Annotated in this window: 20 protein-coding genes; 13 read left to right on the plus strand and 7 right to left on the minus strand. The window is 66.0% G+C overall.

The window, feature by feature from the left end:
* Positions 1-3 precede the first annotated feature (3 nt).
* The 12 genes from fabG (at position 4) to J0W34_RS00325 (ending at position 10,523) form a co-directional block, all read left to right on the plus strand.
* The gene (fabG, locus tag J0W34_RS00270; protein WP_230970230.1) at positions 4-747 is read left to right on the plus strand and encodes a 3-oxoacyl-ACP reductase FabG; all 744 of its coding nucleotides are present in this window, start codon (positions 4-6) and stop codon (positions 745-747) included.
* 27 nt (positions 748-774) lie between these two features.
* The gene (locus J0W34_RS00275; protein WP_230970231.1) at positions 775-1,134 is read left to right on the plus strand and encodes a ferredoxin family protein; all 360 of its coding nucleotides are present in this window, start codon (positions 775-777) and stop codon (positions 1,132-1,134) included.
* Positions 1,131-1,961, plus strand: a complete 831-nt coding sequence (locus tag J0W34_RS00280; RefSeq protein ID WP_230970232.1) for a fatty acid desaturase — start codon at positions 1,131-1,133, stop codon at positions 1,959-1,961. The genes J0W34_RS00275 and J0W34_RS00280 overlap by 4 nt, the downstream gene beginning before the upstream one ends.
* A 43-nt stretch (positions 1,962-2,004) precedes the next feature.
* On the plus strand, positions 2,005-2,889 hold the full coding sequence (locus J0W34_RS00285; RefSeq protein ID WP_230970233.1) for a fatty acid desaturase family protein: 885 nt from the start codon (positions 2,005-2,007) through the stop codon (positions 2,887-2,889).
* Positions 2,890-2,897: 8 nt separating this feature from the next.
* Complete coding sequence (locus J0W34_RS00290) at positions 2,898-4,370, plus strand: class I adenylate-forming enzyme family protein (RefSeq protein ID WP_230970234.1); 1,473 nt, start codon at positions 2,898-2,900, stop codon at positions 4,368-4,370.
* Positions 4,371-4,378: 8 nt separating this feature from the next.
* On the plus strand, positions 4,379-4,930 hold the full coding sequence (locus J0W34_RS00295; RefSeq protein WP_230970235.1) for a DUF2867 domain-containing protein: 552 nt from the start codon (positions 4,379-4,381) through the stop codon (positions 4,928-4,930).
* Positions 4,927-6,093 (plus strand): MFS transporter, encoded by a 1,167-nt coding sequence (locus J0W34_RS00300; RefSeq protein WP_230970236.1) that lies wholly within the window; start codon positions 4,927-4,929, stop codon positions 6,091-6,093. Before J0W34_RS00295 ends, J0W34_RS00300 begins: the two co-directional genes overlap by 4 nt.
* A 12-nt stretch (positions 6,094-6,105) precedes the next feature.
* Positions 6,106-6,825 carry an ABC transporter ATP-binding protein gene (locus tag J0W34_RS00305; protein ID WP_227817705.1) on the plus strand — a complete coding sequence of 240 codons (720 nt, stop codon included), beginning with the start codon at positions 6,106-6,108 and terminating at the stop codon, positions 6,823-6,825.
* Positions 6,822-8,129, plus strand: coding sequence for an ABC transporter permease (locus J0W34_RS00310; protein WP_230970237.1), 1,308 nt, complete (start codon positions 6,822-6,824; stop codon positions 8,127-8,129). Before J0W34_RS00305 ends, J0W34_RS00310 begins: the two co-directional genes overlap by 4 nt.
* A complete protein-coding gene (locus tag J0W34_RS00315) occupies positions 8,126-8,884 on the plus strand; it encodes an outer membrane lipoprotein-sorting protein (protein WP_230970238.1) in 759 nt (252 codons plus the stop codon). Before J0W34_RS00310 ends, J0W34_RS00315 begins: the two co-directional genes overlap by 4 nt.
* 26 nt (positions 8,885-8,910) lie before the next feature.
* Positions 8,911-10,137, plus strand: coding sequence for a hypothetical protein (locus J0W34_RS00320; protein ID WP_230970239.1), 1,227 nt, complete (start codon positions 8,911-8,913; stop codon positions 10,135-10,137).
* Between the two features lie 116 nt (positions 10,138-10,253).
* Positions 10,254-10,523 carry a hypothetical protein gene (locus J0W34_RS00325; protein WP_230970240.1) on the plus strand — a complete coding sequence of 90 codons (270 nt, stop codon included), beginning with the start codon at positions 10,254-10,256 and terminating at the stop codon, positions 10,521-10,523.
* Positions 10,524-10,650: 127 nt separating this feature from the next.
* Here the strand turns inward: J0W34_RS00325 and J0W34_RS00330 are convergent, their stop codons facing one another.
* The 5 genes from J0W34_RS00330 to J0W34_RS00350 are packed head-to-tail and all read right to left on the minus strand — an operon-like array spanning position 10,651 to position 14,679.
* Positions 10,651-11,181 carry an ureidoglycolate lyase gene (locus J0W34_RS00330; RefSeq protein ID WP_230970241.1) on the minus strand — a complete coding sequence of 177 codons (531 nt, stop codon included), beginning with the start codon at positions 11,179-11,181 and terminating at the stop codon, positions 10,651-10,653.
* Positions 11,178-12,212: an allantoicase gene (alc, locus tag J0W34_RS00335; RefSeq protein WP_230970242.1), complete on the minus strand. Its 1,035-nt coding sequence runs from the start codon at positions 12,210-12,212 to the stop codon at positions 11,178-11,180. Before alc ends, J0W34_RS00330 begins: the two co-directional genes overlap by 4 nt.
* 3 nt (positions 12,213-12,215) lie before the next feature.
* Positions 12,216-13,166 carry an allantoinase PuuE gene (gene puuE, locus J0W34_RS00340; RefSeq protein ID WP_230970243.1) on the minus strand — a complete coding sequence of 317 codons (951 nt, stop codon included), beginning with the start codon at positions 13,164-13,166 and terminating at the stop codon, positions 12,216-12,218.
* Entirely contained in the window at positions 13,163-13,903 is a 741-nt protein-coding gene (locus J0W34_RS00345) for an aspartate/glutamate racemase family protein (protein ID WP_230970244.1), read from the minus strand. The genes puuE and J0W34_RS00345 overlap by 4 nt, the downstream gene beginning before the upstream one ends.
* A gap of 20 nt (positions 13,904-13,923) precedes the next feature.
* A complete protein-coding gene (locus tag J0W34_RS00350) occupies positions 13,924-14,679 on the minus strand; it encodes a GntR family transcriptional regulator (RefSeq protein WP_230970245.1) in 756 nt (251 codons plus the stop codon).
* Positions 14,680-15,221: 542 nt separating this feature from the next.
* On the opposite strand from J0W34_RS00350, the gene J0W34_RS00355 reads away from it, so the two are divergent.
* A complete protein-coding gene (locus J0W34_RS00355) occupies positions 15,222-16,670 on the plus strand; it encodes an NCS1 family nucleobase:cation symporter-1 (RefSeq protein WP_230970246.1) in 1,449 nt (482 codons plus the stop codon).
* A gap of 166 nt (positions 16,671-16,836) precedes the next feature.
* Here J0W34_RS00355 and J0W34_RS00360 read toward each other — a convergent pair whose 3' ends face one another.
* Positions 16,837-17,238 carry a hypothetical protein gene (locus tag J0W34_RS00360; RefSeq protein ID WP_227817694.1) on the minus strand — a complete coding sequence of 134 codons (402 nt, stop codon included), beginning with the start codon at positions 17,236-17,238 and terminating at the stop codon, positions 16,837-16,839.
* Between the two features lie 68 nt (positions 17,239-17,306).
* Positions 17,307-18,698: a CDP-glycerol glycerophosphotransferase family protein gene (locus J0W34_RS00365; RefSeq protein ID WP_230970247.1), complete on the minus strand. Its 1,392-nt coding sequence runs from the start codon at positions 18,696-18,698 to the stop codon at positions 17,307-17,309.

Genomic DNA, 18,698 nt, shown 5'->3' on the forward strand with positions numbered 1-18,698 from the left:
TTCATGAATGACACTGCCTCGAGATGGATTCTGGTCACCGGCGGCAGCCGCGGCATCGGTCGCGGCCTGGTCGAGCATTTCTCGCGCGACCACCGGGTGATCTTCACCTATCAGCACAGTGCAGAGCGTGCCAACGCCGTTGTCGATGCACTGCGCGCCCAGGGGCGTGACGTGTCCGCCTTCCGCTGCGACGGCGGCGACCCGGTGGAGACGGCCGCCTTCGGGCAGATGTGCGTCAAGGAGTACGGCCCGCCATGGGCGCTTATCCACAACGCCGGCATCACCCGCGACGGGCTGATGGTGAGCATGGACAACACGTCCTGGCGCGATGTGCTGGCCACCAATCTGGACGCCTGCTTCTACCTGACCCGCGCCTTTCTCGAATCGATGATGGCCGAGCGCAGCGGCGCCATCCTGATGATGTCCTCGGTGACCGGCCTGAAGGGCAACAAGGGGCAGGTCAACTACGGGGCGTCCAAGGCCGCCATGAGCGGCATGGTGCGCAGCATGGCCCAGGAGCTGTCGCGCTTCGGCATCAGTGCCAATGCCATCGCACCGGGTCTGATCGACACCGAGATGGCCGAAGGCATGACCGACAAGGCGCGCAAGGACATGGAATCGGCCATTCCGATGCGGCGCCTGGGCAGCGTCGATGAAGTGGCCCGGCTCGCCCGCTATCTGGTGTCGCCCGAGGCGGCCTACATCACCGGCCAGACCATCGTGATCGATGGTGGCCTCACTGCCTGATCCCCGTTCAGGACCAAGGAGTCTGACGTGACCTATGCCGTGACCAGTGGATGCATCAACTGCAAGTTCTCCGACTGTGTGGAGGTGTGCCCGACCGATGCCTTTCATGAAGGCCCCAACATGCTCGTCATTCACCCGGAAGACTGCATCGACTGTGGCCTGTGCGAACCGGAGTGCCCGGAGAAGGCCATCTTCGCCGACACCGATCTGCCGGACGACGAGCTCAACGCACTGGACATCAACACGCGTCTGGCCGAGTGCTGGCCGGTGATCTGCAAGTGCATCGACCCCATGCCCGAGGCCGAGCGCTGGAGCGGGGTCGCCAACAAATGGCCCTTGCTTGAAATCGAAGCCGGCGTGCTTGCCATGGAGACGGATGCGTCATGAAATCGCGCGGGATCTCCGTGGACCTGGCCAGCACGCTGTTCGTGCTGGCGCTGGTGGGTGTTGCCACGGCCATCGTTCTCGTGTCGTCCACCGCCGTGGCCGCGAGCCTGTCCGTGCTGCTCGGCCTGCTGCTGGTCGGGGCGCTCGAGGCGGTGCATCAGGCGACCCACAACAGCCTGTTCTCGTCCCGCGCCGCCAACCGCGGGGTGGGCACGGCGCTGGCGATGCTGTTGCTGATCAACTTCGTCCGCTATCGTGCCTTTCACGCCCATCATCACGCCCACACCGCCACGCCGAACGATCCCGAGCGCGTGCTCTACGAGGGCGAGGGGCAGGGCCCGTTGGTCGCCTGGCTGCTGGCGCCGGTGTTCTATCTGGGGTTTGCGCTGGCCATCGAGCGCTCGCCCTATGTGGCCATGCGGCTGCGGGGTCAGGCCCGGCTCAACCGGATCTTGCTGATCCTGTTTGCGGCTGCGCTGATCGGACTGACCGTCTGGCAGCCGCGGACCCTGGGCCTGCTCTACTGGCTGCCGCTGGCCTGCTTCGGCTGGTTCGACTACCTGCTCAACCAGGCCGAACACTACGGCATGCGGGAACTGGCGCCGGGCGAGGACCCGGCCGATGTGACCAACAACCTGCTGCTGCCCGCGCCCCTGAGCTGGCTCTTCCTGCATCGCAACCTGCACCGGGTCCACCATGTCCAGCCGCGAACGCCATGGCACCTGACCACCCGGGCCTACCGGGCCCAGGGGGCGCCGGGCCTGAGATTCGGGGATTTCTTCTCGCGCTTCTTCGCCGAGGGGCCCCGTCGCTGGGGCGTCCGATGAGAGAAACGACCGTCTTCCGATTTACTGATTCCGGAGCTGTTCAATGAAGGTGTTCATTCGCGATACCGTGTATCTGGCGGTGTTCCTGGCCGTTTTCGGCGCCAATTCATGGGCGCTCGCCAGCGGGTTTGCCCCGGGGGGGCTAGTCCCGCTGCTGGTGTTGTTGCAAGGGCTGATGTTCGTCGGGCTGATGGAGCTGTTTCATCAGGCGGTGCACCTCAACCTGCACCGCTCGCGCGCGCTCAACCTCATCCTCGGGCGTCTGGCCGGCGCGCATCTCGGGCTGGGCTTCGTTGCCTATCGCCGTTTCCACCTGGCCCATCACAACAACACCAATACGGCGGACGACCCCGAGCGCGACTTCTACCAGACGCCCGCGAGCACCACCGGCTTGTGGCTCTATCCGTTCATCTACCTGTTCCGCAACGCGGGCGTCATCAACCAGGGCAAGTACCTGCGCGCCGAAGACCGCCTTGGCCACCGGGTCGACCTGGTGAGCATCCTCGTCTTTCGCGCGGCGAGCATCGCGCTGACGGTGGTCTATCCGTGGCCCATGCTGATGGCCTACTGGTTGCCGTACTTCGTGTTCTTCTACATCGAGCTGTACATGTCCCAGTCACAGCATTTCTTCTCCGCCGAGGCCCGGCAGGCGCCACGCGGTCTGGAGCACTATGCGGCGAGCGTGAACATCACCCTGCCGTTTCCGCTCGGCTTCCTGTGCCTGTACACCAATGAACATGCCACCCACCATGTGAAGGCTTCGGTGAAGTGGTACGACACCCCCGCCAAGACCCGCGAGGACGCGGCCTACGTGTGCAGCATCCCGGCCATCGCCTTCCTGAAGGTGCTGTTCTCCGAGGGGGCGAAGCAATGGACCTCCACGCCCGAGCTCACCCCGCCGGGCAACGCCCCCCTGACCCAACAGTGAGCGCACTCATGACCCTGTATGAACAATTCTGCGCAACCTGCATGAGCTACCCCAATCAGGTGGCCTTCGAGGATGCCCGGCGCACGGTGACGTACGCTCGCATGCTGGTCGACGTCGAGAAAGAGGCTCAGGCCATGGTCGACCGCGGTGTCGAGTCCGGTGACCGGGTGGCGGTGAGTGCCGGCCGTCCGTATCCGGTGCTGGTGCTCGAACTGGCCTGCGCCAAACTGGGCGCCACGCTGGTCTTCCTCGAAAGCTTCATGGCCCCCAACAGCGAAGAATGGGCCGATGCGATCGAAGGCTCGTCCGCGCACTGGGCGGTCACCTGGCTGGACGAGACCTGCGGTGGCTGGACGCGGACCGACGAACCGCGCGACCCGCTCACTGCGTGGCCCCGCTACATCCTGCTCCAGGCCCGCACCAGCGGCACCACCGGACGCTCCAAGGGCGTGTGCCTGTCGGAGACCGCCTTGCTGCTGGCGGTGCAGAACACCCGCCACATTGCCCATGTGCAATCGGACTCGCGCGGCATGCTCATCTACGAGCCCCTGGGCTTGCTCAGCCAGATTGCTGCCTTCTCGACGCTGCTCTCCGGCGCCACCCTGGTCGATGGCATGCATGTGGCCGATGCTCCCGACACCCTGGCGGCCTTCCTTGAGCACAAGCGCATTTCCCATCTGGTGATGGTGCCGCAGCACATCGCGGCCACCATCGGCGATCCGCAGCTGGCCCGGCGCGACCTGAGCGCCCTCAAGACCATCATGTACGGCGCGGCGCCGGTGACCGCGGCCTTGATGCAGCGGGCGCGTGCCGCCATCGACTGCCGCTGGCTGCAGTGCTACGGCATGACCGAGACCACCGGCCCGGTGTGCTGGCTGGCGCATGAAGAACAGAACCTGGCCGGCTATTCGGTCGGACGCCCAGCGCCCGGCTGCGACATCCGCATTTTCGATACCGAGACGGGTGAGCCCTGCGAGGCCAATGTCACTGGCGAGGTCATGATCCGCGGGCCGCTGGTGATGGAGGGCTACTGGAACGAATCCACGCGCCGGCCCGAGGCGGGCGATGCGATCACCGAAGGATGGCTGCACACCGGCGACCTGGGTGCGCTGTCCGATGACGGGCATCTGCTCCTGCGCGGGCGCGCTTCCGACGAGATCGTGTGCGCGCTGGGCTACACCATCAGGCCGCGTGACATCGAGTTGGTGCTGGAGAACGTCTCCGGCATTCATGAAACCGCCGCGATCGGCTTCGAGCTCGATGAAGCGGGCATCGTGCCCGTGGTCGTGTGTCATGTGGACCCGGCGCATGCCGAGGTCGGGGCCCTGATCCGCGGTGCCTTCCACGCCCGGCTCGACCGCTCCAAGCATCCGACGCATTTTGCCTTGCTGGCCGAGGCATTGCCGCGTGGCAGCAACGGCAAGATCCATAAAGCACGCCTGCGCAGCCAGTTGCAGGCCGCCGACCTGATCGCACTGTGAGGGACGACATGAAACATGCCAGCAGAACCGGCGCCAGCCCGGGCATGGACGATGTCGGGTGCGATGCCGCCCCCGATTACATCGACGAGTTCTCGACCGTGCTCGAACGGGACGATGTGGAGGAATGGGAGATGGTGGCCGCGCTGTTCCACTCGGCGCCGGGCTGGTTCGATGTGCTCGCCCGCCTGCGCGACCGCATCGTGCGGCTGTTCGGGCTCAAGACTGCGAGCAACAACCCCAGAGTCATTCCACCGCCCTACCTGCCGGGGATGCGCATGGGCTTCTTTCGCGTGATCCATGTGGTCCCCGGCGAGGCGCTGCTCGGTGACGAGGACACCCATCTGGACTTTCGCACCGCGCTGCGCCTCAAGCGCGACGGCGGGCGCACCTGCCTGACCGTGTCCACCGCCGTCCACACCCGTAACCGCTTCGGCCGGATCTACCTGGCCCTGGTCCGGCCGGTGCACCGGCTGGTGGTGCCGATCATGCTCAAGGGCATGGCGCGCATCCTGACCACACGGTCGCTCCCGGCCAATTTCTACTCCCGAGCAAGAACATGACATCGACTGCGCTTTCCGCCTCCCCGTTCAACCGGGTGCTCTTCATCCTGTATGGCGTCTCCGCACTGGCGGGGATGGCCGTCGGCCTCTACAACCCGATCATCGCGGTGATGATGAAAGCGGCAGGCTATTCGGACACGGCCATTGGCGGCGCCTCCAGCCTGTTCTTCCTGTGCGTGATCCTCACCGCACCGCTGGCCGGCTTCCTCACCCAGCGGATCAGCATGCGCCTGGCGCTGGCCTGCGGTCTGGTGCTGGCCGGCACGGCCTCGTGCCTGTTCGCCTATGCCCAGACCAGCGCCGAGTGGTTCGGCTACCGGGGGCTGCTCGGTGCCGGTATCGGCCTGTACCTGATCGGCGGCCAGTCCGCGGTCAATACCTTTGCCAATGACCGCAACCGCACCATCGTGGGCGGACTGCATGCCCTGTGCTTCGGCATCGGCATGGGGGTCGGGCCGATCCTGGGCACGGCCCTGTACGAGGTGACTCCGGCGCTGGCCATGTTCGTGTGCGCGGGCATCCTCTTTGTGGGGGCGCCGGTCGTGCTCATCGGCCTGCCAGTGGAGGTCGCCAGCAAGCCCCGCGCGCTGCGCCTGGCGCAGATCAAGCGCATCTCCCTGGCCTTGCACGCGGTGTTCGCCTACGGGGTGGCCGAAGCCATCCTGATGAGTCTGTTCCCCGTCTTCATGCTCGACCGTGGCTACAGCATGACCACCATGAGCATTGCGTTTTCCGCCTTCGTGGTGGGCGGCATCATCAGCACCGTGCCGCTGACCAAGTGGGCCGACAAGGCCGGTCAGGAGCGGGTGCTGGCCTTCTGCGCCTGCGTCGGGGTGCTCGGCAGCCTGGCCATGACACTCAGCACCCAGCCCTATATCGCCATGGCCGCGTCGGCGGTGACCGGCGCCTGCCTCGGCCCGGTGTTCGCGCTGGCCCTGGCGCTGCTCGGCCGTCGCCTGCCCAAGGAAGATCTGGCCGGCGGCAGCGCGGTGTTCACCGCCTTCTTCAGCCTGGGCTCGATGGTGGCGCCGTGGCTGGCCGCGCTCATCATGGCGCAGCTGGGCAGCCTGCACATCTTCACCCTGAGCACCTTGCTGTTCGCGACCTTGCTGGTGCGCCTGGTGGTCGCCCGGCCGGCGGTGCAGCAGGCCTCGGGCGCCTGAGCGGAGATCGACATGGATGCTCGTGTGCGCCCGGCGCAGTCGCTGTACACCCTCAGCGGCGTGCGCAAGACCTTCCGGCTGGGGGAGACCCGGATTCAGGCCCTGCGGGGGGTCGATCTGGACATTCTCGCCGGTGACTTCCTCGCCATCTGGGGGCCGTCGGGCAGTGGCAAGTCGACCCTGCTCAACATGCTCGGCCTGATCGACGCGCCCGACGAGGGACGTGTGGTCTTTGACGGCCAGACCGTGGGCGGCATGACGGACGACGCCCTGTCCGATTGCCGCAATCAGAAGATCGGATTCGTGTTCCAGAACTTCAATCTCATTCCCGTGCTCTCGGCCCTCGAAAACGTGATGCTCCCGCTGCAACTGCAGGGGGTGGGTCGCGCCGACGCACGGGAACGCGCCGCGCGCTGGCTCAAGCATGTCGGGCTGGAGCGGCTGATGGCCTTTCGCCCCGATACGCTCAGCGGGGGCCAGCGCCAGCGGGTGGCGATCGCGCGGGCGCTGGTGGGTGAGCCGAGGGTGGTGATCGCCGACGAGCCCACGGCCAACCTCGACTCGGTGACCAGTCATGAAATCATCGATCTGCTCGAACTGCTCAACCGCAAGACCGGGGTGACCTGCATCTTCACCACCCATGATCCGCGCCTGCTCGACCGGGTGCCCCACCAGTTGTGTCTCGAGGACGGCGAAGTGTCCGCCAACCGGTTCGTGGAGGTCGGCACATGATCGACATCAGCCTGTTCCAGATGGCGTGGCGCAACCTGTGGCGCAATCAGCGCCGCAGCCTGGTGACCATCGTCAGCCTGGCCTTCGGCTTCGGGGCCATTGCCCTGTTCGCCGGATACACCCATGCGATCTACATGGGGCTGAGCAACGTGGCCATCCACACCGACCTGATCGGGCATCTGACCGTGAACAAGGACGGCTGGCGCACCATGGGCAAGTTGCACCCGGCGCGCTACCTGCTCACCGGGGAGGAGATCGAGCAGGTGAGGCGGGTGGTGGAGCGGGAGATTCCGGGCGCACGGGTGATCGAACGCATGACCGCTTCGGGCCTGGTGTCCAACGGACGCAACAGCACCATCTTCATCGCCGAAGGCATCTCGGCGCCTGACATGCAGACCCTGCGCGGGCCCTTCCGCAACGCGCCCGGCGCGCTGGTGGCCGATCAACCGCACGCCGTGACCATGGGCGAGGGGCTGGCCGACACCCTTGGTCTGGCGCAGGGCGATCCGGCCTCGATTCTCGTCAGCACCATCCACGGCCAGGCCAATGCGGCCGACATCGACGTGGGCACCACGGTCAATACCGGCAACCTGGCCACCAACGACAAGTGGATGGTCATGCCGCTGGCGCTGGTGCAGGACCAGATGGACGCGGTCGGGCGCGCCGAGTACCTGACCATCGTCCTGCCCGATGCGCTGGATGGCGGCGCGCAGCCGGAGGGCGATGACGTGCTGCTCACCATGTTCTCGCGTCCCGCCCCCGACGACGCGACCTCCAACGCGCTGCGCGACCGTCTGCTTGCCGTCTTCAACGCGGCCGGGCTGAGCATGGAAGTGCGCACCTGGCAGGAGATGTCCACCTTCTACCGGCAGGTGCGCGACATGTACAACATGATCTTCGGCATGATGCTGGCCGTCGTGCTCTCGATCGTCGTGCTCTCCATCGGCAACGCCATGAGCATGGCGGTGGTCGAGCGCACCCGCGAGATCGGCACCCTGCGGGCCATGGGCATGCGGCGCCACGGGATTTCGCGTCTGTTCGTGACCGAATCGGTGCTGCTCGTCGCCGTGGGGTTGGCGGCCGGTCTGGCCCTGATGCTGGCCGTGCGCGCCGGTGTCAACGCGCTGGATGTGCGCTACATCCCGCCGGGCAACACCACGGCCATTCCCCTCTATGTCGCGTTCGACGGTGTGCGCACGCTGATGGCCGCCGGCATCCTCTCGGTGCTGGCCATCGGTGCGGCCTTCATGCCCTCGCGCAAAGCCTCTCGCCAACCCATCACCGTATCACTGGGACACGTATGAGTATGTTCTCGACGCCGGGCGCCTCCCGCCTGCTGATCGTCATTGCCAGCCTGTGGATGAGTACCGTCTCGGTGGCCACGCCGGAAGGCGAAACCCTGGTCCGTCAGGCGGATGAAGCCCGCGGCGGCGGTATTCCCGGCCTGATCTGGGACGTGCGCGCCGTGACTTCCGGGGCCGATTCGGACACCCTTCCCGAGCACCGCCTCCGGGTCAAGGCGGCCGAAGCGGCGAGCCTGGCCGAAGTGCTCGAACCGGCCAATTCGCGCGGCTCGAAGATGCTCCAGGTGGAACGCAACATGTGGATGACCAAACCGGGCCTGCGCAAGCCGGTGGCCATCTCGCCCCGCCTGCGCCTGACCGGTCAGGCCGCCGTCGGCGACATCGCGGCCACCAACTACGCCAAGGACTACGAAGCCACCTACCTGCGCGAAGAGCGTTGCGGCGAACGTCTGTGTCATGTGCTCGACCTGGTGGCGCGGACGAAGCGCACCACCTACGACCGCATCACCTACTGGATCGATACGGAACGCGGCACGGCGGTCAAGGCGGATTTCCTCTCGCCCTCGGGCAAGCGGCTCAAGTCAGCGCGTTTCGAGTACGGCAACGTGGTCGAACTGGACGGACGAAGCATCCCCTTCATCAGCCGCATGTCCATCAGCGACGCGCTGAGCGATTCGCGCACCGAGCTGGAATACTCACGCATACAGATCGAGCCGGTGGCCGCGTCGGAGTTTGACGTGGCCAACCTGCAGTGAGGCGCACCTCGCGGGCGCGTTGGCTGGTGCCCCTGATCCTGGCGGTGATGTCGTCCGCCGCGCCGGCCGCGGGGTCACCCTGGCGCGGCGCGGCCGAACTCTGGGCCTATGGCACCTGGGCGGAGGTGCGTGACGAGGCCCCGATCAATCCGGGCAACCGCATCGCGCAGATCCCCGAGACGCGCTATGTGGCCGACCTGCGGGCCGAGCTGCGTGGCGATTTCGACCGTGTTCACCTCTACCTTGCACCGCGCTGGGTGGGCGAGCAGCAACACCTCGCCGGGCGGGACGACCAGGGCGAAAGCCATCTGCGCCTGCGTCAGGGCTTTGTGCGGGTGGACGACGGCGCCAACAGCTGGCTCATCGGCCGGGAGCGTCTGACCTGGGGGCCGGCCAACTTCCGCTCACCGAGCAACCCGTACTACTTCGACCCGGGGCGTGTCGATCCGCTGGCCTCCACGCACGGCATCGATCTGGCCCGGATGACCCACGCCACGGGTGATTGGCGGCTCACCGGTGCCTATGTGCGCGGCACGCGGGAAGTCCCTTCCGCCGGCCCCAGCCGCCGATCGGCACTGCTCAAGCTCGATCACCAGGGCGAAGCGCATCTGGTGAGCGGCATCGTCATGTGGCCCGGCGCCTCGGACGACTGGGCACAGCGCACGCCCTTCCTGGGCGCCTTCGGACAGCATGTGGTCGATGATGCCTGGCTGCTTTACTGGGAGCTGGGCTCCGGCGCGCCGTCGGGCGAGCTGGCGCTCTCCGATCCGCCGCGCCGGCGCGCATCGGCCTCGCGACAGAATGTGGTGCTCGTCGGTGGCTCCTACACCCGGCTGGACGGCCACGTGGTGTATCTGGAGTACCTGCACGACGAGGGCGGGTTCGATGACGATGAACGCCGCCGCTATCGGCAGCTCGCCAACAGCGCCGCCGACCGGCTGGACCGGGGCGACGGTGGCGGGGCGCAGACACTCGGCGTGTTGCTGGGGGCGGCGCCGCGGCTGCTCGGCCGCCACTACCTGTGGGCCGGCTGGCAGAGCAACCCACAGGTGACGCGTCACCTGTGGCGGGCCGAGCTGACCGTGAATCTCGATGATGGCAGTGCGAGGACCCTGCTGTATGGCGAGAAGAGCCTGGCAGACACCCTGTCGGGATTCGCCGGTTTGACCTGGCACAGCGGGAGTGACGACACCGACTTCGGCATGCTGACCCGTGCGCAACTGAGCCTGGGGATCAAGTGGTTTGCGTTCTGAGCGGTCCGGCCACGGCCCGCGCCTCTCCCGGCCCGGGCAGCACCTGTGGACGCGCTTGCCGGAACAGGCGCACCATGGTGTTTCAGGCCTTTGCATGTCAAACGAGGGGGCGACCGATGAAAACCCGAATCACCCGCCAAACCGACGGCGTCCAGATACAGGTCAGCGAGATCGGTGATCACGCCGATGCGCTCATGGACGCCTTTCAGGCCTGCCGCGAGGGCCGCTGCTCATGTCCGACCACTGAATACGAGAAGGTGGAATCGATCGACGTGGCACAGGCGGACAACGGCATTTCGCTGACCGTCAAATCAAAGGAAGGCACGCAGATCGACGTGGCTGAAATCGAGCAGTGTCTGGCGCACACCCGGCAGCAGCTTGAGTGAGGTGTGGCTCACCCGGCGGGTTTTTGCGCCCTGCCGGGTGTCTTGGGTAGCTCGCTGAGATGTCCCGACGGCCGCCCGGCATCGGGCTGGCGGCTTGTCGCTGCCAGGTGCCAGGACGGCGCGGTGTTTACTCCACGTCCCACGTCACGCCGGCGACATTCGCTGTCAGCGCCGGAATCGTCGCCGGCACCGCCAGCGTCTGCTCGATGCAGTTGTCCCCTTCGCCCGCACGGTCGATCACCAGAAAATCACACACGTCGTTGAGCGCCAGCAGCGGGTGGTGCCAGGTGCCCGCCGCATAGTTCACGCCCTGGTCCGGCTGGGCGAGAAAGATGCGGATGGCCTCGGCGCTGACCGTATCCCCCGGGGTGGCGACGGCGACCAGATAGGGCTGGCCGGACAGCGGCATGAAGGCCTGGGAGGCGAGCGGGTGCTTCTCCATCATGGTGATGGCGAAGGGCAGCTCCCGCGGCTGACCGCGGAAGATGCTCACGATGGCCTGGCCGTTGCGGCCCGCGTCGACGTTGGCCAGGTCGTGAAAGCGCTCGGTGTTGCCACCGTTGATGATGCGCCGTTCGGCGGCGGGCGAGGCTTCGATGACCTCGCCGTAGGGGGCGAAGGCGGCGGCGGTGAGCGGTGAGACCTTGAGTTCGATCATGGGCTCACCTTACCCCAAAGCCGCAGTCGCGAGACGCCGCCGTCGGGGATGATGTTGAAGCGCACATGGGTGACCGGGCCAAGCTCGGCCAAACCTTCGGTAAAGCTGTGGATGGCGTGCATCTCGAGCTTCTGCTCGTTCATCAGCACCGGCCAGAACATGGCCTGGGTGATGAGCGACTGGTCGGTGCCGCCCTCGACCCGCGCGGCCTGAACGCTGCAGCGATCCGGGTAGTTGCCGCGGAAGTGGGCGGTGTCCACCTCGATGCGCTCGATGATGCCGGCGGCGCCCAGTTCGACGATGCACCAGTCGTTGCCCGGCTCGCGGCGGCGGCGGGTCTCCCAGCCATCGCCCATGTTCACGCCCCGGCCCGGCAGCAGGATGTTGCTCGGCGAGCCATAGTGGGCGTCGTTGCAGGCCACCACGCGACCGCCGTTTTCCAGGGCGGCCAGATCGTAGGTGGCGCCGGGGTCGTCAAAGCTGCCGACCGGCTGGCCATAGACGCGCAGGCGGGCCACGCCACCGTCCGGGTAGATGTGGATGCGCAGATGGCTGAAGGCGCCGCTGCCGATGGCCTTGAGCAGATGATGGCTGTTGCCCTGAAGGCTGGTGGCCTCGAGCAGGGGCGTCCAGGCGGCGTGTTCGAGCACGGCGGGGTCGTCGCTGGTGGCGTCGGTGCCCTCGATGGCGATGGCCGGGGCGTAGTTGCCGGTGAAGTGGCTGGTGTCCACGTCAAACCCGCTGATGGTGCCCTTGCGGCCGAGCTTGATGATCGACCAGTCGTGGCCGGTGGTGCGCTTGCGGCGGGTCTCCCAACCGTCCATCCACTTGCCGTGGTCGTCGTATTTGCCGGGGATGAACACCGCCGGGGCCGGGTCGAGCATGCGCGAGAGCGGGGCGAAGAATTCGTCGCTGGCGAAGATGGCCTGCGCGCCCAGGCGCGGGTCGGCGAGGTTCACCGAACGCAGCGCCCAGTCGGGCAGGTCGGCGGCGGGGGCGATGACGGGGGCGCCGAATTGCGGAGCGGCCATGGATTAATCCTTGCGAAACGAGGTGTGGGGGTGGGTGTCGATCCAGTGCCGCGCGATGTCGACGCGCCGGCACACCCACACCCGGTCATGGGCCTCGATGTGATCGAGGAAACGTTGCAGTGCGCGCATGCGCCCCGGCCGGCCCAGCAGGCGGCAGTGCATGCCGATGGAGAGCATCTTGGGGGCGTCTTCCCCTTCGGCGTAGAGCACGTCGAAGGCATCGCGCAGGTACTGGAAGAAGGGGTCGCCATGCGAGAAGCCCTGGGGCAGGGCGAAGCGCATGTCGTTGGTGTCGAGCGTGTAGGGCACGATCAGGTGCGGCACGCGCTGTCCGTCGGTTCTGGTGACTTCGGTCCAGAAGGGCAGGTCGTCACCGTAGTAGTCCGAGTCATACAGAAAGCCGCCATGGTCGGCCACCAGCCGGCGGGTGTTGGGGCTGTCACGGCCGGTGTACCAGCCCAGCGGTGGCTCGCCGGTGAGCTTTTCGATGGCGGTCATGGCCAGCGTCATGTGTTCGCGCTCGGTGGCCTCGTCCACGTCCTGGTAGTGAATCCAGCGCCAGCCGTGGCAGGCGATCTCGTGGCCCAGCTCGACAAAGGCGCGGGTCAGTTCTGGATGGCGTTCCAGCGCCATGCCCACGCCAAAGACGGTGAGCGGCAGGCCGCGCTGTTCGAATTCGCGCAGGATGCGCCACACGCCCACGCGCGAGCCGTATTCGTAGATGGACTCCATCGACAGGTGGCGGTCGGCAAAGGCCGGGGGCGCTGCCAATTCGGACAGAAACTGCTCGCTCCCCGCGTCCCCATGCAGCACGCAGTTCTCGCCGCCCTCTTCATAGTTGAGGACGAACTGCACCGCGATGCGGGCCTGGCCCGGCCATTGGGCATGGGGCGGGTTCGCGCCGTAGCCGATCAGGTCGCGCGGATAGTCACGCAACTGAGGGCGCGTACTCATGCCTCGCCCCCGGAGAAATGCGCGAAGCGGCCGGAGAAACACTTGGCCGGTGGCGGGGCGAGGTCACCGTGCTTGCTGGTGTTCAGGCCCAATGCCGCGGTGGCTTCCACCAGTTTGACCGCTGCCGAGACGCCTTCGATCACCGGCAGGCCGACCGCCTGGCTGATCTCCTGCTCGAAGCCGGCCATGCCGCCGCAGCCGAGCACGATGGCGCCAGCCCGGTCCTCGTCGCGCGCGCGGCGGGATTCATCGATGATGCGGCCCACGGCGGCCACCATGTCCTGCTCCAGTGCCAGCACCGGAATCTCCACCGCACGCACGTTCTGGCACAGGGCAGCGTTGCCGTATCGGTGCAGCAGTTCTTCGGCAATGATCACCGTGCGCGCCAGCGTGGTGACCACCGAGAAGCGCGCGCTCACCAGGGCCGCCATCTGGAAGGCGGCCTGGGCGATGCCGATGACCGGGGCGCGGGTGAGCTCGCGCGCGGCGTTCAGGCCCGGGTCGCCGAAACAGGCGATCACGTAGCCGTCCGCCCCTTCCGCTTCGCCCCGGCGCACTTCCTCGCACACGCCCACGGCCGCGACGGCATCGTCGAAATGGCATTCGATGGACGCCGGCCCGTCAGCCGGATTGACCGCCACGATGCGGGTGTCGGGCGCAGCCACGCGCTGGGCGGCCACGCCGATGGCCGCGGTCATGCTGGCGGTGGTGTTGGGGTTGATGACGCGAATGTGCATAGGGTGTCCTTGATGCGTGATCACAGCAGGCGCTTCTTGGGCACCCGCGGGGCCACGCGCTGGAGGATTTCTTCCAGGCCCGGGGGCTTGGGGGCGTTCTCGCTGTAGGCGAAGCCCGATTCCACCCGGTCGAGGTGTTCGGCCATCCACGCGGCCGCGGCCTCGGTCTTGCCGGCGCGGATCAGCGTGATGATCTCGGTGTGCTCCGAATGACGGCAGGAGGTGGAGATAGGCGAGCCGTAGGTGGCGATGATGAGCGAGCTGCGGGCCACCAGCGCCGAGACGGTGCGGGCGAGGATGCCGTTGGCGGTGATCTCGGCCAGGCGGACATGAAACTCGCCCGACAGGCGGATGGCGGCAGGGCGGTCGCCGTCCTTCTGGGCGGCATCTTCCTGCGCGACGATGGCGGCCAGAGCCTTGAGGTCGGCCTCGGTCGCACGCTTGATCACCTCGGCCATGGCGCCGCATTCGAGAATCTTGCGGGTGGCGAACACCTCGCGCGATTCATCCACCGACGGCTCACCCACCACCGCGCCGCGATTGGGGCGGATCTCCACCAGCCCCTCATGCCCCAGGCGCTGCAACACCTTGCGGATGATGGTGCGGCTCACGCCGAAGCTGCGCGACAACGCATCCTCCGGCAACCGCGTGCCGGGGGTGAGGTGCGCCTCGAAGATGGCGGTGTGCAGGTGCAGGTAGATGGCCTCGTCCTTGTCCTGCCCGGGGGTGGGCTCGACCAGGGGGCGCGGGGCTGCGGTGGGCTCGAGAGTGCTCATGGTTGCGCAGGAATGGTATTCGACGCGAAATAAAGTTGTACACAACTTAAAGCGGGATATTGCACCGTGTCAAATACGATTGATCGACGGCCGGCACATTTGAACGGAGCCGAACTTGTCTCTTCATCGGGCTGAAACAAGAGGTTTCAAGGAGAAATGACCGCTTTCCGATATCGCCGCCGATCATCCGTCAAGCTGAAAAAGCGTTGCTCATGACGGAGAAACTGGTCAGAACTGCACCGATGTTGTGCCAGAATCGGGACACAATGCACCACGATGAATCAATTTTTGTGTTCTGGCGCCTTTATTTTTTGTATACAAACTGGCGATTCAAAAATTTTTTCATCCGGGCGCTTTCTCGATTGTTCTGGCCTCGATTCCGATGCAATCCGAACAATCCACGCGCACCGGGCCGACAAGCATGGATTGGCCCGGTGTTTGCAAGGAACGGGGCATGTGGCAGTGGCCCATCACGCGGGTTTCGACCCTGCCGCACATGGTCAACACGTGGGTGAAGACGCCCACCGAGTCAGGAGAGTTCCATGTCGAACACCACCCCCACCCAGTACAGCGAACGGCTGCACAACGAGGATCTTGCCCCGCTCAAGGACAAGAACTGGAACTGGTACAACATCTTCGCCTTCTGGATGTCGGACGTGCACAGCGTCGGCGGCTACGTGTTTGCCGGCAGCCTGTTTGCCCTCGGGCTTACCAGCTGGCAGGTGCTGGTCTCGCTGATCGTGGGCATCTGCCTGGTCAATGTGCTGTGCAACCTGGTGGCCAAGCCCAGCCAGATGGCCGGGGTGCCTTACCCGGTGGCCTGCCGAATGTCCTTCGGCGTGTTCGGCGCCAACGTGCCGGCGATCATCCGCGGCCTCATCGCGGTGGCTTGGTACGGCATCCAGACCTTCCTGGCCTCCTCGGCGCTCACCATCGTGCTGCTGCGCTTCTTCCCGGGCCTTGGCGTGCTCGCCGAGGACAGCTTCATGGGGCTGTCCTATCTGGGCTGGATGGGCTTCATGATCATGTGGTGGCTGCAGGCGCTGGTGTTCTGGCACGGCATGGAAGCGATCAAGAAATTCATCGACTGGGCCGGTCCGGCGGTCTATGTGGTGATGTTCGTCCTGGCCGGCTGGATCGTCTGGAAGGCAGGCCCCGAGAACATCTCCCTCAACCTGGGTGATGTGAAGTACAGCGGCTGGGAGTCCTTCGGCATGATGCTGGTGGCCATCGCGCTGGTGGTGTCCTACTTCTCCGGCCCGATGCTCAACTTCGGCGACTTCTCCCGCTACGGTCGCAGCTTCAAGGACGTGAAACGCGGCAACTTCTGGGGCCTGCCGGTCAACTTCCTGGCCTTCTCGGTGGTGACCGTCATCACCACCTCGGGCACGCTGCCGGTGTTCGGCGAGCTGATCACCGACCCGATCGAAACCGTCAGCCGCATCGACAACACCACCGCCGCCGTGCTCGGGGCCTTCACCTTCGTGACCGCCACCATCGGCATCAACATCGTGGCCAACTTCGTCTCGCCGGCCTTCGACTTCGCCAATGTGGCGCCCAAGCACATCAGCTTCCGCACCGGGGGCTTCATCGCCGCGGTGGGATCGATCTTCATCACTCCGTGGAACCTGTTCAACTCCCCCGAGGTGATCCACTACACCCTGGACATGCTCGCCGCTTTCATCGGCCCGCTGTTCGGCATCCTGCTGGTGGATTTCTACCTCATCCGCAAACAGAAGATCGTGGTGGACGACCTCTACAGCGACGAACCGGGCAAGGCCTACTGGTACCGCAACGGCTGGAACCCCCGCGCCCTCTATGCGCTGGTGCCCTCGGTGGTCGTCGGTGTCGCCATCACCCTGTCGGGCAACGTGATGCTGGCCAACTTCAACTGGTTCATCGGTTGTGCGCTGGGCTCGGTCTTTTACTACGGGCTCATGAAGCGGCATGCCGCGACGCTGCCGCAGATGGCGTCAGCGACAGCGGGCTGAAGTCTTCGAGGAAGGGGCCTTCGCAGCACCCCCGGCCGCTGAATGGCGGTCGGGGGTTCCCGCATCTGATGTGGGCGCAGAACGCGCACGATCGTCAAGAACATGCAGGATAGTGGCGAGTAACCGCCCCACCGTGGCCGGGCGAAACCCTTCCGACCGGTTCGCCCTACCTGAGCTGCGCGCCAATCACGAACGCGTTATAGCCCGCGTGGGACAGCCAGAGCGCGAAAACGGCAAACACCTGTCGGCCGAGCGTAGGAGCCGATACGGCGCTGAAGGCGCCAGCGGTCAGTAAAAAGGCCAAGGGGGCAGAGGCCAGGGCATCGCTCCCGGACTGCAGCACATGGGCTGCGGCGAATGCCGACCCGATGATCAGGATGCCAGCGACCCGGCCGCTGTCTCGATGACGCGTAGACAGCAGAGCCACCCGACGAAAAAGTACCGCAGCGCCGAGCAACAGCGCTGTTTCACGTGCAGGACCCCAGAGCACAAGCTCGACGCCCGGATGATCCGGCGCGATCGCAGTCATCACGACGATGAGCGCGATGGCAATGACGGCCGCCATCATGGGCGAACCCGACAACGGTGGAACTGATCCGAGGGGTCTGCGTGCGGGCTTGAGCGTTGGGCGACCGTTCACGCCGAGACGGTCCGTGCGGTTGGGGATGCGGATGCGTTCTCAGTAGCCGGTGCCCCGGCCGCACGGGCGATGACGTCGGCCGTGGGCGCGCTGGCGGCGCCGAAGTTGGCGACGTAGTGATGGCGGGTGTGAGCGATGCGTGCTGCACGTTCCGGATCCGCGAGCTCGGCCGCTACGATCTGACCAAGGTGGGGCAGATCGGACAGATCAATCCGGCGACCGATCACGTCGAGCATCTCGATCTCCCACGGCTCGAATTCCAGATCCATGGCTTCGAAGCCTCGCTTGTCGACCGGGAGGTCCATAGTCAATACGGGGCGCCCCGTCAGGAACGCAAAGTCGAATACGATCCCCGAGATGTCCGACACGAGGATGTCCGATGCAGCCATGGCGTCGACCGGGTCGCGACCGAGATCCCAGCGAAAGCCGGGTTGTGCGTCGGTGACGCGGCGCAGGGCGTCGATGAGCGCCTGCTCTGAGCGCAGGCTCTGGGGGTGCGGGCGGACGATGACCTGCATGCCGGCGGAGGAAAGCGCATCGATCAGTGCCTCGCCACAACGCGCCAGCAGTCCGTTGCGTCCCCAGGTCGGCGCCAGTAGTACCGTAGGCGCCTTGTCTGGTGCCTGATCGCGCCGCAGCGCGGCTTCGGCGTACCGTGGCGCCAGCCGATCGTAATATAGGCAGCCGGTGGTGTGCAGGGCCTTGTGGGGACGTCCACGCAGCGCCTCGAGGGCGCGGATGACCCGTGCCTGATGAGGGCCGCTGATGACCACCGAATCGAAGAAGTCGAATGAATAGGGCCGGTTGAATGATTTGTCGGTGGGGGAATGGATGACGTGCATGTAATGATGAACGTGTGGCGAGCGACGGACCTGCATCACATCAAGGCCGGGTGTCGTCATGCACACGACGCGGGCGCGCAGCGTTCTCAAACGAGCCCAGGCCATGTGGCCGTTACCGATGCATTCGGCACTGAACAGGGGGTAGCGTGTATCGCCCTCAAGGCCGAGCAAGGGGTCGTCGACATCGTTGGTCAGGTACAGGCAGGGCAGCTTGCGGGCAGCCAGCTGCTCGATCAACGGGCCGAAGGTGGCTTCATATTGAGCGCCCTCGCTGAACAGCACCACGGTGGCTTCGTGTTTGTTTCGCCGCATGCCCCGGGGCGACGCCAGCATGCCCAGACGCGTGCCGACACGGTAGGCAAGATCCCGAACCACGAAGTAAGCAGTACCGGCGATGCCGGCAATGGCGGAGAAGATCAGGCTGCCCGTGCCCGGATCCAGATAGAGTAGGGCGGCGGGTGATGACGGCTGCGAGATCGTCGCCGATGCAATGGCACCGCAGCATAGCGCGAGCAGAAGGAATGGATGGAAGGGAATTACGCGCAT

The organism is Nitrogeniibacter aestuarii, from assembly GCF_017309585.1.
GTDB lineage: Bacteria > Pseudomonadota > Gammaproteobacteria > Burkholderiales > Rhodocyclaceae > Nitrogeniibacter > Nitrogeniibacter aestuarii.